At 36.3% G+C, this 14,814-nt stretch carries 13 protein-coding genes; 9 read left to right on the top strand and 4 right to left on the bottom strand.

Annotated features, from left to right (window positions below; translation table 11 throughout):
- The first annotated feature begins 144 nt into the window (after window positions 1-144).
- From GJU32_RS14155 to GJU32_RS14145, 3 genes are all read left to right on the top strand, one after another.
- On the top strand, window positions 145-1,026 hold the full coding sequence (locus GJU32_RS14155; RefSeq protein ID WP_155592610.1) for an EAL domain-containing protein: 882 nt from the start codon (window positions 145-147) through the stop codon (window positions 1,024-1,026).
- Window positions 1,004-1,954: a GGDEF domain-containing protein gene (locus GJU32_RS14150; protein ID WP_155592609.1), complete on the top strand. Its 951-nt coding sequence runs from the start codon at window positions 1,004-1,006 to the stop codon at window positions 1,952-1,954. Before GJU32_RS14155 ends, GJU32_RS14150 begins: the two co-directional genes overlap by 23 nt.
- A 392-nt stretch (window positions 1,955-2,346) precedes the next feature.
- Complete coding sequence (locus tag GJU32_RS14145; protein WP_155592608.1) at window positions 2,347-3,741, top strand: L-cystine transporter; 1,395 nt, start codon at window positions 2,347-2,349, stop codon at window positions 3,739-3,741.
- A 61-nt stretch (window positions 3,742-3,802) separates the two neighbouring features.
- Here the strand turns inward: GJU32_RS14145 and GJU32_RS14140 are convergent, their stop codons facing one another.
- The 3 genes from GJU32_RS14140 to GJU32_RS14130 all read right to left on the bottom strand — a co-directional run bounded on the left by GJU32_RS14140 (window position 3,803) and on the right by GJU32_RS14130 (window position 6,140).
- Window positions 3,803-4,099, bottom strand: coding sequence for a hypothetical protein (locus GJU32_RS14140; protein ID WP_230875049.1), 297 nt, complete (start codon window positions 4,097-4,099; stop codon window positions 3,803-3,805).
- A gap of 131 nt (window positions 4,100-4,230) precedes the next feature.
- Window positions 4,231-4,770 carry an SLOG family protein gene (locus GJU32_RS14135; protein ID WP_196426707.1) on the bottom strand — a complete coding sequence of 180 codons (540 nt, stop codon included), beginning with the start codon at window positions 4,768-4,770 and terminating at the stop codon, window positions 4,231-4,233.
- Window positions 4,771-5,000: 230 nt separating this feature from the next.
- Window positions 5,001-6,140, bottom strand: a complete 1,140-nt coding sequence (locus tag GJU32_RS14130; protein ID WP_155592605.1) for a DUF418 domain-containing protein — start codon at window positions 6,138-6,140, stop codon at window positions 5,001-5,003.
- Window positions 6,141-6,243: 103 nt separating this feature from the next.
- Here GJU32_RS14130 and GJU32_RS14125 point away from each other — a divergent pair, with 103 nt between their 5' ends.
- Both GJU32_RS14125 and GJU32_RS14120 read left to right on the top strand, forming a co-directional pair.
- Window positions 6,244-6,945, top strand: a complete 702-nt coding sequence (locus tag GJU32_RS14125) for a response regulator transcription factor (RefSeq protein ID WP_155592604.1) — start codon at window positions 6,244-6,246, stop codon at window positions 6,943-6,945.
- Window positions 6,942-8,585 carry a sensor histidine kinase gene (locus tag GJU32_RS14120; RefSeq protein ID WP_155592603.1) on the top strand — a complete coding sequence of 548 codons (1,644 nt, stop codon included), beginning with the start codon at window positions 6,942-6,944 and terminating at the stop codon, window positions 8,583-8,585. Before GJU32_RS14125 ends, GJU32_RS14120 begins: the two co-directional genes overlap by 4 nt.
- A gap of 128 nt (window positions 8,586-8,713) precedes the next feature.
- On the opposite strand, the gene GJU32_RS14115 is transcribed toward GJU32_RS14120, so the two are convergent.
- The gene (locus GJU32_RS14115) at window positions 8,714-9,625 is read right to left on the bottom strand and encodes a TetR/AcrR family transcriptional regulator (RefSeq protein WP_155592602.1); all 912 of its coding nucleotides are present in this window, start codon (window positions 9,623-9,625) and stop codon (window positions 8,714-8,716) included.
- A gap of 157 nt (window positions 9,626-9,782) precedes the next feature.
- Here GJU32_RS14115 and GJU32_RS14110 point away from each other — a divergent pair, with 157 nt between their 5' ends.
- The 4 genes from GJU32_RS14110 (at window position 9,783) to GJU32_RS14095 (ending at window position 14,812) form a co-directional block, all read left to right on the top strand.
- Window positions 9,783-11,297: a DHA2 family efflux MFS transporter permease subunit gene (locus GJU32_RS14110; RefSeq protein WP_155592601.1), complete on the top strand. Its 1,515-nt coding sequence runs from the start codon at window positions 9,783-9,785 to the stop codon at window positions 11,295-11,297.
- A 165-nt stretch (window positions 11,298-11,462) separates the two neighbouring features.
- Complete coding sequence (locus tag GJU32_RS14105) at window positions 11,463-12,482, top strand: serine hydrolase domain-containing protein (RefSeq protein WP_155592600.1); 1,020 nt, start codon at window positions 11,463-11,465, stop codon at window positions 12,480-12,482.
- Between the two features lie 17 nt (window positions 12,483-12,499).
- Window positions 12,500-13,786: an ABC transporter substrate-binding protein gene (locus tag GJU32_RS14100; RefSeq protein ID WP_155592599.1), complete on the top strand. Its 1,287-nt coding sequence runs from the start codon at window positions 12,500-12,502 to the stop codon at window positions 13,784-13,786.
- An 84-nt stretch (window positions 13,787-13,870) separates the two neighbouring features.
- Window positions 13,871-14,812 (top strand): carbohydrate ABC transporter permease, encoded by a 942-nt coding sequence (locus GJU32_RS14095; protein WP_196426704.1) that lies wholly within the window; start codon window positions 13,871-13,873, stop codon window positions 14,810-14,812.
- Window positions 14,813-14,814: the final 2 nt, after the last annotated feature.

Genomic DNA, 14,814 nt, shown 5'->3' with positions numbered 1-14,814 from the left:
TTACTTTGATAAAAAATCGTGGTTTTCGTGAAGAAATCTCTTGAAATCTAATATTAGAGCTGGCTGTTTTTACATACGATTCACAGTCTATTTACAATCAAAGGGTACAATGAATCTTAATAACCAATTTGAAGAGGTGCAAGAATGGATTCTGCTGTGGGACAAAGTATAAAAACTAATAACATATTTTCTTTTTTTAAATATTTATATCGGCAACATCAAAGTAATACGTTATATATAAAACGTTTAAAAGCATTGAAACAAATTATTCAGCATAACGATTTACATACATACTTTCAGCCTATTGTAGATTTACAATCAAAGCAAACTGTGGGATTTGAAGCGTTAAATCGACCAGTACCTTCAACATTATTTAATAGTGTGGATCAGTTTTATGAATTTGTAGGGCAAACAGATTGCGTATTTTTATTTGAATGCTTTTGTCGAAATATTTCCCTACAACGTTTCAAGGAACGCTTACACAAAGGATTGGTAGATAAAAACTTTTTAGTGTTTCTTAATATACATCCGAATGTTCTACTAGATAAAAAATATCACAGTGGAGAAACGTTACAATTATTAAAGGAGCTGGGTATTAAACCTCAGCAAGTAGTTTTTGAATTAACTGAGCGTAGTGCCGTGATAGATTTTGTAGAGTTTGAACGTGTATTATCTCATTATCGATCTCAGGGTTATCGCATAGCAGTAGACGATGTAGGCTCAGGCTACAATAGTTTAAAAACACTTATTTATTTAAAGCCAGAATTCATAAAACTAGATCGCTCATTAATCCAATTCATTGATCAAAATAGTGAGCAGCAGCAACTTGTCACATTGTTGATGAAATATGCTGAACAGGCTGATACTAAAATTATCGCTGAGGGGATTGAACGACAAGAAGAGCTTGTTTATTTGCATAGTATCGGCATTCACTATGCACAAGGTTATGCGATAGGAAAGCCTGAAATGGAAATACATATGGGGAAAATAAGGATGGGTGACCATGAAGATAGGGGAAGTCATTGAGAAGGTTCCATGTATTGATGAATTTGTGAAAAATAAAGAAGTAGATGTACTCTTTACAAGTAATCCTTCATTGCGCAGCGTTGTTGTAGTTCGTGATGAAAAACCAATTGGGCATATTACACGCACACATTTCTATCAAAAAATTGGTACTCGTTATGGCTATCATTTATTTATGGGACGGCAAAATCAGCTTATTATCAAAGAAAATCCTTTAATTGTAGAACGCAATATGCCTCTAACAGAGGTTAGTACATTAGCGATGTCTAGACCTCCCGAGGACTTATATGATGATGTCATCGTAACAAAGGACGACTTATATTATGGTATGGTTAGTATTCGAGAGCTGTTGCTAAAGCTCGTCGATACACAGGTAGCCATTGCAAGCTTTTTGAATCCATTAAGTAGTTTGCCAGGCAATAAATTAATTGATGAAAAGCTAGAAGAAGCATTAATGAGACCACAATTTAGTTTAATATATTTCGATTTAGATCATTTTAAATCTTACAATGACACATATGGTTTTAATAAGGGAGATAAAATTTTACTGTATTTAACAGATATCTTAAAAAGACATATCTGTAGTGTGGGGGATTTTTTGGGACATATAGGTGGCGACGATTTTGTAGCCATTCTTCCGTATTATGAAGTAGAAAAGATTTGCCAAAAAATCATAGATGAATTTGATGCCAACATTTTGAACTTTTATGAATTAGAGGATTTAGTACATGCACAGATTTCCAATAGGGTTGGTGAACTGGAGCCTTTAACATGCACTTCCTTATCTATTGCCGTTATTACAAATCAATATCAGTATTTTGATTCAGTAGAACATTTATCTAATGCAGTGACACACGTCAAAAAGCAGTGTAAAAAAATCACTGGAAGTTGTTACCTCATCAATAAACAAGCAACCTACTTCGTGCATTAAACGATGTGGGTTTTTTATGTTAGCAGGAGGGATGTTACGGGTATAAATTGATAATCACATAGCGATTTAACAGTTCTTGTCACCATCTTTTAAGTATTTGACTAAAATATAAATACAACCGAAATGAGCAATCCTATCAAACATATAGTTTAGCTGTATTTTGTTAAAAGTCAGCCTCATGAAAGTTTTTCGGAAGACTGTATCTAAATCCTTTCTATACTTGTTCCTTTGCCTACATCTAACTTAATTTATTGTTTTTAGGGCATAATCAAAGGAAAGAAGTCGCTTTTATTTTAGGAATTTATTAATCTTAATAAAACATACTTGAATTATAGGGATTATGGGTATATAATTCGATTACATTATTATAAAACATCTTAGGAGGCATTCCATTGTCGAATTTACAAATCATTCTTAACGTAGCAGTGTTGCTTGTGTTCGTTGGAATTTTATATGTTATGAACAAAAAACACGTTAAGTTTTCAAATCGTGTTTTTGCAGGTCTAGGTTTAGGGATTGTACTTGGTCTTGGACTTCACTTTATCTACGGTATTGATTCTGAAGTATTAGCCAAAACAACATCTTGGTACAATATTATAGGTACTGGGTATGTTAAATTGCTACAAATGGTAGCAATGCCATTAGTATTTATCTCCATTTTAATTGCCTTTACAAAAATGAAAATTGGCAAAAACTTTGGGAAAATGGCAGCTCTTATTTTAGCTATTTTAATTGGTACAACAGCGGTTTCAGCAGCTGTAGGTATTCTTTCTGCAACAGTATTTGATTTAGATGCTACACAAATTTTACAAGGTGATGCAGAAACTGCACGCGGACAATATCTTGAAGAAAAAACAACGGGCTTAGCCGCTCCTGATCTACCAACTCAGATTATTGAGTTATTCCCAGCAAATCCATTCCTTGATTTAACTGGTGCTCGTTCTACTTCAACAATTGCAGTTGTGATCTTCTCAGCATTCCTTGGTTTCGCTTATTTACGTGTGGCACGTAAGGATGAGGGAACAGCTGCTACGATTAAAAAAGGTTTAGATGCTATTTATGCACTTGTAATGGGTGTTGTAACAATCGTGTTACGTTTAACACCATACGGAATTTTAGCTATTATGGCTCGTACTGTAGCAACATCAGATTTCGGTGCTATCTACAATTTAGGTAAATTTGTCATTGCTTCTTATGTGGCACTAATCATTGTGTTTTTAGTACACTTATTAATTCTTTCACTAAGTGGTTTGAACCCAATTACGTATATGAAAAAATCTGCGGAAACATTATTATTCGCCTTTACATCACGTTCAAGTGCGGGTACTTTACCGATGAATATTAAAACACAAACAGGTCGTCTAGGGGTATCTGAAGGTATCGCAAATTTCTCAGGTTCTTTCGGATTATCAATCGGTCAAAATGGCTGTGCAGGTGTGTATCCTGCCATGTTAGCAATTATGATTGCACCAACAGTTGGCATTAATCCTCTTGACCCTGTGTTTATTATTACAGTTATCGCAGTAGTAGCGGTTAGCTCGTTTGGTGTAGCAGGTGTTGGTGGTGGTGCAACATTTGCAGCAATTCTTGTATTATCAGCTCTTGATTTACCAATTGCACTTGCAGGTGTATTAATCTCTGTTGAGCCCTTAATTGATATGGGACGTACAGCGTTAAATGTCAGTGGTTCAATGACAGCTGGTGTTACAACAGCGCGTGTTACTAAAGAATTGGATACAGAAGTATATAATAATAAAGAATTAGGTGCTCAAGTAGCAGACCTATAAGATAAAATAAGCCCCCTTAAAGGTAACACTTTAAAGGGGTTTATTATTTGATTGAATACTTTTATATTATTTTTACATAAAAATCTTTGCCGTTGATTAAGTCATTTACCTCAATATTATAATTATCTTTATAGTAATCATAAATATTATAGGCTAATCCGGAGTGCCCATTTAAATAGGTTCCCATTTTAATCTCTTTACGAGGATTATGGAAATCAAAATATAAGCGTGAATCATTGCTCATTGTATTCAAAATAGCTAGAAATTCTTGTTCTTCAATATGAATTCCCCGTGTATATCGACACTCTCTGCGATACGTATCATGAGCGACATTTACGGGAGAAGCTTCAAGAATCATTTCAATATGTTTATTCAAATGATAACAGCTCCTTTCAAAATATTGGTAGCACCCATGGGAATAATCAGCTACTGTTATAGATAGTATTTAATTCTAGTATATAATTGTCAGAAAATTATATCAATATTTTTCTACCAGTCTTGTTGCTGAATTTCTTCTGCTATCACTTGTAAATCATAGGCGTTTACTATTAAAAGAGTATAGTCATGAGATTCCATATATTTTTCAGCAAGTCGTTTGATATACTTCGGAGAACCTTCATTTTCTTCATCGTAAATTAATAAAAGACCGTCTGTATTTTGAATAATGAATTTATCCTTCTCTATAAATTGCCACGGTGCTTCGTATGGTTTTTTTGTAACGCTTGTTACAAAATCAGCTTGCGCAATCATTGCTTGATACTTTTCTTTTTTTTGGTCCTGCCAATTTTTCTCTTGCTCTAAAAAGGGTGTAATGACCGCATATTTTAAGTTTGGGAATTCTTTTTTTAGCATTAAAACAACCTCAGCACTCCAAGATTCTACGCCCTGCTGACCACTGATAATAACCCATTCGAGCCCTTCATCAAGTAATATACGGAGACGGGCTTCCAGTGCTTTTTTTATGATGACAATGCCAGGATGCTTATCATTAAAAATACCAAGTTCATGTGGTTTATAGCCAGTAATCATAATACGCTGTAACAACAAAATACCCCCTAAGCTGTATAGTTGTAGTACTAGTATACAGTAGGGGGCAAACGAAAACGAATTCCAAGATATTGTCTATTAAAATGCAAATAGTGTTAAAATCACTGCTACAGTCGCACAAATACCTAAAAACCACCATGTGTCTGTAAAGTCTTCTTTTGTGTCACTATTCATAAAAACAATTCCTTTCTAATTTACCTATATAAGTTGTTTTACTTTACCTGACCAGACCAAGACCAATTCGTCCATATTCGTAAGATTGTTTCAAATGGGCCACGTTTAAATTTCTTTAAATAGGTAAGGCTGAAAACACATTGCAAGCTGTAAACAACGATTCCGAATAAGATACCACCGAAAACGCCTAGTTTTCCGTATAATCCAAGACCATAGCCATAAAAAACAGTTGTACAAATAATGGTTTGTAGTAAATAATTGGTTAATGACAGTTTACCTACACTTTCGAATGCAGGAGCAAGTAGCTGTACAGGGCGGGTTTTATAAATTAATGCTGCAAGGCACATATAGCCAATTGCTAATAACTGAGAACCACCCATTAACAAGATGGAAGAAAAATCACTTTCTATAAAACTTACACTTTTACATACGAGTCCTATAGGAACTAGGAGAGCACCTAGCTTATACCATTTCATCTCCTCGTCCATCTTTACAAAGGCTTGCTTTTTAGCAAGTGCCATACCGAAAAGGAATAACGGTGCATAGAACATGGGTGCAAAAATTAATAGTATGAAGATGAAAGCTGGATCTTCCATTCCTGGTGGTTCAGCATTTGCACGAAAATCAAAAATTTCTAAATAGCTTCCATTAGCGTATACATCATCCGCCTGTTCAATGTAGGTATCTAGTTCCTTTTGTTCCTTTTTAGAAGCTTCCATAGAATTGTATGTTAATGCCGTTGTTAGAACAAAAAGGATACCAGCCCATATAAATAATGTTTTTGGCTTACGATTAATAAATGGGATCAAAAATAAAGTCATACAGCCATAAGAAAAGAGAATATCGCCTTCCCATAATAAAATGGAATGTAGTAAACCAAGAGCAATCAAGCCAGTTGCGCGGCGTAAAATAGACCAGCGACTTTTATTCTTTTTTCTGCGAATGGATTCAATTAATTTAATAAGCGAGAAGCCAAATAAAATAGTGAAGATAGGCATAAATGAGCCTTCAATCACAATCTTTACAAAATATAAAGCTCCATTATCTAAGGTAGAAAGATTTTTTAACTCATCTTTACCATACATCCCAAACTGGAAAATCAACAAATTCGCCATTAAGATGCCAAATAAACTAAACCCACGCATTGTATCAATGAAAGTAACACGATTAGTTGTCATTGCGTTTTATCTCCTTAATTGGTTATCTTATACATAGAATAGTTGAGGAAGCTTATGGTGAAATAATGACTACCTTAAAGTAATCTTAAAAGTAGGTGAGGAAATGCAGGAAGCATCGATTTTAGTGTTAGAGGATGAACGTGCGATTGCTGAAATGATTGAAATCATATTAAGAAAAGAAGGAATTGTAAATATTACATTATGTAACACGATAGAAGAGGCAAAAGAAGTGGTTAGTACTAAAAAATTTGATTTTTATCTATTAGATATCATGTTGCCAGATGGTAGTGGACTGGATATGGCAAACTTCATTCGGGAGAAAAGTGATGCCCCTATTTTTTATTTAACCGCAAAAAGCAGTGATGCAGATAAGCTTCGGGGTTTTATGAATGGTGCTGATGATTATATTACAAAACCATTTAACCCACTAGAACTTGTAGCAAGAGTAAAGGTACAGCTAGTGCGTTATATGAAGAAAAAGGGTGTACCAGAAAATCACTTATTTACTTGTAGCTGTTTTACTTTTGATATTGACGCAGCAGAAATAACGGTAGACGGTGTGAAGGAAATTATCAGTGGACGCTTGTTTCATTTATTGAAATATCTATGTGACAATGCAGGGCAAGTGTTATCAAAGGAACAAATATACGAACGTGTATGGGGAGATTGTTTGTTTGATGATAATACAGTGATGGTACATATACGAAAACTGCGGGAAAAAATTGAAAAAAATCCTGGAAAGCCAACGTGTATTATAACGGTGAGAGGAATTGGTTATAAACTTGTTGGAGATGTTTCGTCATGAAACCTGCTGGAAAACTAACACTCCGTTTTGTATCGTACTTCATTGTATTTTATCTGTTGATCATTTCTGGTTTTATTATAAGTTTGGTGTTTTTTGCTATATTTATTAATGACCGTGTTGGTGACAATATACATGTCATGAGCTCCTTTGAAATTGAAGATGATGCCGTTGTGGAAAAAGGAAAAACCGCTAAAATTGCCGACTATTTAGTGAAACGAGCAGAGGAAAATACAGGGCAACTTTATCTATTTGATCAATCAATGGCTATTGTTGATTATACAGGTGATGTATGTGGCTTATGTGGTAAGTCCGATAGTGAAATAATTGCATTGAAACAACCGGGCATGCACACATGGGAACTCCCTAATTATTACTTATTATTTATTCCGACCTCTCCTGTCCAACCACTTTTTGAGGAGGCACTTGAAAATTGGATGGCGACAGGGGATATTTCAGCTGTAACACTTCAACGTTTAAAAGAAAATAAAGCTAGTGTTGAAATTTATGATGCTCAATGGAATCGGACTGAGGTCACAGGCGAGCGTTATGAGAAACTGAATAAGCCGCAGTTACTAGAGGAAAAATACGATATCTTCGAGCATGAGGAGCTTAAGCAAAGCACAGCATTAGCGGATGGCGCTACATTTGTTGTGCGAATGCCTAATCCATCCTATAAGCCATTTGAAGAGCCCTTTAATAAGGCAATGGTATTGTTTATTTCTGTCTTCTTTGGTGGGCATATTATTTTGCTGCTCGGTGTTATCTTTTTATCTATTAGTATTTCACGACAATTCGTTCGCCCACTTGTCTATGTGATATCCCGTATTGAGCGACTGACCCAATTCGATTACAGTGATATAAGTGATAAGAACATACATCATAAAAAAACAGGTAAATTAAAACGTAAATTTAAACTTTTCCAACCTGTTGAGGAGTCACTCAATCACTTATCTGAACGACTTGATTCAAATGAAAGACAGATCAAGCATTCAGAACAGTTGCGTGAGGAGTGGATAACGGGTTTATCGCACGATTTAAAAACGCCCTTAAGCTCAATTTATGGCTATTCAACAATGCTTGCATCAGAAGATTATGATTGGACAAAGGATGAGATGCGTATTTTTTCACAGACCATGCAAGAAAAGGCGACATATATGGATGCACTCATTCAGGATTTAACCTATACGTACCAATTAAAAAATAAAGCCATTCAGCTTGATAAAGTGTTGCTGCCGCTAGCAACATGGTTACCACAATTCGCAGATGAACAGGTATGCGTGAAAGTTTATGGGGATTTATTGCTGCAGGCAGATGAGCTTTTACTCAAGCGGATTATGGATAATTTAATCACCAATGCGAAAAAGTATACGCCTGAAGGCACGAAGGTCATTGTAGAAGCGCAACATACTGGTAAAGAGGTGATGCTAACCATCGCTGACCAAGGTCCAGGCATTCCTCAGGAGGAGCTCGATAATCTATTCGAACGCTATTACCGAGGAACGAATACGACAGCTGATATTACAGGAACAGGGCTAGGGCTAGCTATTACGAAGCAACTCATTGATTTACACAATGGCACAATTAGTGTTCGTTCAGGGCAAGATGGCACGGTCTTTGTGCTGAAATTTCAATGTCACTAATGTTGATGTCTATGCTTCCCATGGATGCCAGATAGTTTCGAAGATGTTGTTACAGAACGGGATGTTTTTAGCCTTATTTAACATAATAAAGAGGTATCAAAGTGTTTTATTTGATACCTCTTTTTATTTTATCTGTTTTTAGTGCAGCGTTCAGCTGGTTGTTCAATTTTTACATAACGCCATAGGTTATTAGCGATGTCACGGGCTTCTGCGATATGTTCTGTTCCGACGAACGCTTTACGAAAAGGTGTAAGAAGTGATTCGATGATAAAAAGCTTTGGTTTTTCACTTTGTAGTTCCTCTAATAAGAATTGTGCATATTCCAAACCTTCCATTGTTTCGTTGTTAGATAATCCCTTCGTAAAACCTTGTAATTGTTCAATAACCATTTCCTTTGTAACCGTTTTATAATTCACTACATTTTGTATGGTATTAATCATTTCAACACTCACGATGATTTCTTTTGACTCAAGCATAGTGGGTATAATTACGCTAATATTGCGCAACGCTACACGTACAATGGCTTCTCGATTGATATATTTATAATCAGCAATAAAGACTGCACGCAGAGTGAGGTTAATCATACCGAGTGTTTGCACAGCACATTCATAGCTAATGGGGCTAATTTCTTCACCAAAGACCTGTACTAGACGATTGGCAAGCCACTCTAATTCTTGTAAGTGGTAGTTTATAATAATTTTTTTTAGTTCTTTATCTCTTGATTGGAAGACGGATTCGAAAATTTGAATTAAATTATGTTCACGATTGACATACATGAGAACAGCGACTTGCTGTGTCAATACTTCTAAATCTGTAGGATCCTTGCCATAGATGAGTTCATGGCGGCGATTACTGGCTTCTTCGCGCCCATCATCCAAAATGGCGATTAAGCATTCGTTCTTTGAAGCAAAGTGATTATAAAATGTACCCTTTGAAATTTTAGCCGCATTGATGATGTCATTAATCGACGTATCTAAAAATCCTTTTTCAATAAAAAGTTCACGGGCAGCTGTAATAATTTGTCTTTTTCTTTTGTTCATAACCTCACCTTTTTTATTATATTATACTCTTATTCTACACTTAAAACGCTTATATATCAACGTTTATAAAAAATATAAACTTATTTGTTGAAAAAAGTAGACTACGAGTATAAAATAAGTTTTATCGTAAAACACAAGAAAGAATTGAGGGATATAAATGAATAGTGAGCAAACAATGAAAAAGCCCCCTTATGGCATGATAGCTATTCTATTCGTGGGTGCTTTTGTTGCTTTTCTTAACAACACATTGTTGAATGTGGCTTTACCAACAATCATGAAGGATTTTGGGATAACCTATTCAAAGGTTCAATGGCTCGCAACGGGTTATATGCTAGTTAGCGGTATTTTAGTTCCCGCTTCAGCATTTTTTGTGACACGCTTTAAAAATAGACATTTATTTATTACAGCGATGTCGGTCTTTACTATAGGTACAATTATGGCAGGCTTCGCCCCTAACTTTGGTGTGCTGCTAGCAGGTCGTATGGTGCAAGCAGCTGGAGCTTCCAGCATGTCACCACTTTTAATGAATGTTATGCTAACAAGCTTCCCAAAAGAGAAACGTGGAGCAGCAATGGGGATCTTCGGTTTAGTTATGATTATGGCGCCAGCAATTGGTCCTACATTGTCAGGTTATATTGTTGAGCATCATGATTGGCGTATGCTCTTCCAAATGATTATTCCGTTTGCCATTATTAGTTTGTTATTTGGTGTTTGGAAATTAAGAAACGTGATGGAGACACGTGAAGTTCACTTAGATTTCCTTTCAGTACTTTTATCAACAGTTGCATTCGGTGGTATTTTATATGGTTTTAGTACAGCTGGGGATAAAGGCTGGTCAAGTCCATGGGTGTACGGCACAATTACAATTGGCTTTATCGCCTTAATTATTTTCGTCGTTAAACAATTGAAAATGGATGAGCCATTACTGGAATTACGTATCTATAAATATCCAATGTTTGCATTAGGGTCTGTCATCTCGGTCATTGTCTCAATGGCAATGTTCTCAGGGATGATTTTAACTCCAGCTTATGTGCAATCTATTCGTGGTATTGAACCATTTGAAGCGGGCTTGATGATGCTTCCAGGAGCGCTTGTAATGGGGATTATGTCACCAATTACTGGTAAGCTTTTCGATAAGTTTGGTCCACGTGTATTGGCCATTATTGGATTGACTATTACAACAATCGCTACATTCGGTTTAACGAAATTAGAAATTGATTCAAGCTACACTTTTATCGTATCGATGTATACAATCCGTATGTTCGGTATGTCTATGGTAATGATGCCTATTATGACAAACGGCTTAAACCAAATACCACAAATGATGAACCCACATGGTACAGCTATTAACAATACATTACAGCAAGTATCAGGAGCAATCGGTAGTGCTATTTTAGTTACATTTATGAATAATCGTACAAAAGTCAAAGCTGAAGAATTAATTGTCGAGGCGAAAGCAAATGCAGCACAAGCAGGTGCAGCACCTACACCAGAGCAAATGCAACAGATGCAAGATCAAATTATGCAAACTGCTTTATTAGATGGTATTACACACTCATTCTTAATTGCAGCTGGTATAACAGTGATTGCAGTCGTGCTTGCATTCTTCTTAAAACGCGTAAAGGTCGAAAGTGCAGCGGCTTCAATGGATTTAAAAAAACCAACTAAATAGTTAATAGAACCCCTGTTGCAGATAAATCATCTACCTGCAACAGGGGTTTTTTATTGTGCTCATATGAAAAAAAATTTTAGGATTGTTGTTATTTTTTATCATTTTATTTTATATGATAATACTAATTTACAGAAAATTTAGTTATTTTGGTAACGAGGTGTTTACTTGGTAGATGAATATTTAAATGAATTAGTGAGAGAACAGGAAATTCCGGGTGCAGTATTAATTGTTCAACAGCAACAAAGAAGGATCGTATCCCGCAGTTATGGTGCATATATAGCTGAAGATGGCAGCAAGCAAGCCATTGTAAGCAATACGTTGTTTGATTTAGCTTCATTAACAAAAGTTGTTGCCACACTACCAGCTATTTTATTGCTGATGAGTCGAAATCAAATCTCTGTAATAGAGCCAGTTCAAACCTATTTGCCTGAGTTTAAATATGCTGGTATTACGATCCAACATTTGTTACAGCATTGCTCAGGGCTGCCCGCAGATTTAACACCGACAGTGAAGAGGCATCACAAGCGTGACATCATGCAGGAGGTATTGGCGAGTGAAGTAGTATGTCAGCCAAATGAGCAAGTACTATACAGTGATTTGGGAATGATTTTAGTAGGGAAGGTTATCGAAAAAGTCACAGGAAAGTCTCTGAAAAGTTTCGTAGAGCAAGAGATTTTTAAGCCATGGGGTATGCACCAAACTTGTTTTCAACTACCAGAGCATAAAAGAGGGCTTGCGGCATCTACAGAAATGGTGGCAGGTAATTTTGTGCAGGGGGTTGTACATGATGAAAAAGCGCTACTATTAGAAGGAGTCGCAGGCAGTGCGGGTTTATTTTCATGTGCAGAGGATTTAGCAAAGTATGCGGAAATTTGGTTAGGTATTAGGAAGCCAACGGTTATGCCTTATGAGTGGATGGAGTTGGCCTATACGAAAACTTTCAGAAATAGGGGACTTGGGTTTGAAGTATGGGAAGGGGACTACTCATCATTTTGTTTTGGTAGGGGGTGGACCAAGGGGTCATTTGGCCATACAGGTTTTACAGGCACAAGTATTTGGATGGACCCTGTTCAAAAGGCATTTGTTATTTTACTAACGAATGCAGTGCATTATGGGAGAAATTCAAACATGAGGAGTATTAGAGAGAAGCTTCATACGATGATTTATAAAAAATTACTGATATGAAGGGTGGATAAGTTGATATGAAACAAAAGAGCAAATGGTTATTGCCGTTTCTTTTATTATTCGTTGTAGCTTTAGTAGGCTGTACCTCAGAAGAGAAAACAACGGTCTCAACAACACCTGATAAGGAAGAGAAAACAGGAGAGGTATCCTTGACGATAGGGAGTTGGCGTACAGAAGATGTTGCCAAATATGAAAAAGTAATTGCTTTATTTAATGAGCAACATCCTGATATACACATTTCATTTAACCCAACTAAAAATACAGAGTATAACACAGTCCTCAATACAGCTTTACAAGCTGGAGAAGGTCCAGATATTTTTCACTTACGTCCCTATGCAGCTGGCTTGAAGCTTGCTGAAGCAGGTTACGTTGAGAAAATAAATGGCTTAAATGGCTTGAATGCATTTCCTGAAGCAGCATTAACGGCTTCTCGTGATGAACAAGGGAATCAGTATGGCGTACCGATTAATTTAAGCTCAACCCAATTTTTCTATAATAAAAAAATCTTTAAAGATAATAACCTTGAAGTACCTACTACTTGGGATGATTTCATAGCATTAAATGATCAATTATTAGAAAAGGGCATTACGCCAATTGCAATGGGCACAAAGGAAGGCTGGTTATTATCATTGCTGCACGGTATTGTAGGTCCAGCAATTTATGAAGGAAATGACTTTTACCAAGCAGTACTTGCGGGAGAAAAAGACTTTACAGATGCGCGATTTATCGAATCAATACAAGTAATGAAGGACTTGAAAAAATATTATCCAGCCAATTCAGAAGGCTTAGGAATGGATGATATTCGTACATTGTTCGCTTTAGAAGATGCAGCGATGTTCCCACTAGGTAGCTGGGAAATTCCTGTTGTCTTAGAAATGAATCCAGATTTAGATTTAGGTTACTTCCCGATTCCCTCAAAAGAAGGCAATAAATCAGTGACAACTTGGGTAGACGGGTCATTTGCTATTAATGCAAATTCAAAAAATAAAGAGGCAGCTAAATTGTTTTTAGAGTTTTTAACGACAAAGGAATTTGGTGAGTTGTTTGTGAAGGAGTTTTCTATGATTAGTGCTATGCCTGGTATTACTTCTGATGATGCATTATTAAATGATATTAGTAATGCCACTGCAAATGAAGCAACACCATATATGTGGGTTACTAATTTTACTGGTGGGGATCCGACAACGAAGAGCTTGCTTGAAAGTGAGCTTCAAGGTATGTATTTAGGTCAAGTAACACCTGAAGAGGTAGCCGCAAAAGTGCAGGAAAACGCTAAAACCTGGTTTACACCATTTCAAAAATAATTAATGCATCAAGCCAGACCCCTGAAGCGTCACAGAGTGTAGGGGTCTTCTTGTCTCATTATCAATAAAAGGGGGCTGTTCATCATGAGAGAACCTACAGCTTCAACGTTAAAAAGAAAATCGTGGGCAAGGTGGACTATACACCTCTTCCCAATTCCGGCATTAATACTTTACGGAATGTTTGTCCTTTACCCCATATTAGCGGCATTATCCTATAGTTTTTTTGAATGGAAAGGGATGGCACGTGGAGATTTTATTGGCTTCCGAAATTTTGTGACCCTTTTTACGACAGAACCATACGGCTCCATGTTTTGGAACGCTTTCAAACATAATGTCTTGTATTTTGTCCTGCAGATGGTTGTCATGAATGGGTTAGCTTTCTTTCTTGCTTTTATTATCTATCAAAAAATTAAGGGAGCCGAGTTTTTTAAGGCGGCCTTCTTTTTACCGCGATTATTATCAGTAATCGTTGTAGGTTTCTTATGGAAGCTCATTCTGAATCCTAATTTTGGTACTTTAAATGTCATATTAGAGAAACTAGGTCTGGAAACTTTACAAAAAGCGTGGCTCGGTGATCCTGGCACAGCTTTAATTGCGATAATATTGGTCAATTGTTGGTTTGGACTAGGCTTTGGCGTTTTAATTTTCTTAGCTGGCTTCCAAGGTATACCCAGTGAGCTAATTGAAGCAGCGAAGTTAGACGGTGCAAAGGGCTTTACCTTATTACGTACCATTTATTTGCCTTTAATGGTGCCGTCTATCATGATCATGGGCATTTTAACATTTATTCAATCTTTTGAGGCATTTGAACTTGTTTATGCGATGCAAGGTTCCATGGGAGAGCCCTATTATTCTACAGATACTTTAGCTGTGTTTTTCTATCGTTTGGCATTTGGTAGTTCCACAGCTTCTGGGACGACAGCTATTGGGTTAGGGTCTGCGTTAGCGACAGTACTATTCCTATTTATATTAGTTTGTACGACGGTATTTTTACGCTTTGCCAATAAAAAGGATGTCCAAATGTAAGG

It is taken from the genome of Lysinibacillus cavernae (assembly GCF_009724685.1).
In the GTDB taxonomy this organism is placed as follows: domain Bacteria; phylum Bacillota; class Bacilli; order Bacillales_A; family Planococcaceae; genus Lysinibacillus; species Lysinibacillus cavernae.
This window is presented reverse-complemented; position numbering and strand designations above follow the sequence as displayed.

What these genes read in the sequence shown, in the direction of transcription:
- GJU32_RS14155 (WP_155592610.1), top strand. Translation starts at nt 145, where the DNA reads ATGGATTCTGCTGTGGGACAAAGTATAAAAACTAATAACATATTTTCT.
- GJU32_RS14150 (WP_155592609.1), top strand. Translation starts at nt 1,004, where the DNA reads ATGAAGATAGGGGAAGTCATTGAGAAGGTTCCATGTATTGATGAATTT.
- GJU32_RS14140 (WP_230875049.1), bottom strand. Translation starts at nt 4,099, where the DNA reads ATGATTCTTGAAGCTTCTCCCGTAAATGTCGCTCATGATACGTATCGC.
- GJU32_RS14135 (WP_196426707.1), bottom strand. Translation starts at nt 4,770, where the DNA reads ATGATTACTGGCTATAAACCACATGAACTTGGTATTTTTAATGATAAG.
- GJU32_RS14130 (WP_155592605.1), bottom strand. Translation starts at nt 6,140, where the DNA reads ATGACAACTAATCGTGTTACTTTCATTGATACAATGCGTGGGTTTAGT.
- GJU32_RS14125 (WP_155592604.1), top strand. Translation starts at nt 6,244, where the DNA reads ATGCAGGAAGCATCGATTTTAGTGTTAGAGGATGAACGTGCGATTGCT.
- GJU32_RS14120 (WP_155592603.1), top strand. Translation starts at nt 6,942, where the DNA reads ATGAAACCTGCTGGAAAACTAACACTCCGTTTTGTATCGTACTTCATT.
- GJU32_RS14115 (WP_155592602.1), bottom strand. Translation starts at nt 9,625, where the DNA reads ATGAACAAAAGAAAAAGACAAATTATTACAGCTGCCCGTGAACTTTTT.
- GJU32_RS14110 (WP_155592601.1), top strand. Translation starts at nt 9,783, where the DNA reads ATGAATAGTGAGCAAACAATGAAAAAGCCCCCTTATGGCATGATAGCT.
- GJU32_RS14100 (WP_155592599.1), top strand. Translation starts at nt 12,500, where the DNA reads ATGAAACAAAAGAGCAAATGGTTATTGCCGTTTCTTTTATTATTCGTT.
- GJU32_RS14095 (WP_196426704.1), top strand. Translation starts at nt 13,871, where the DNA reads ATGAGAGAACCTACAGCTTCAACGTTAAAAAGAAAATCGTGGGCAAGG.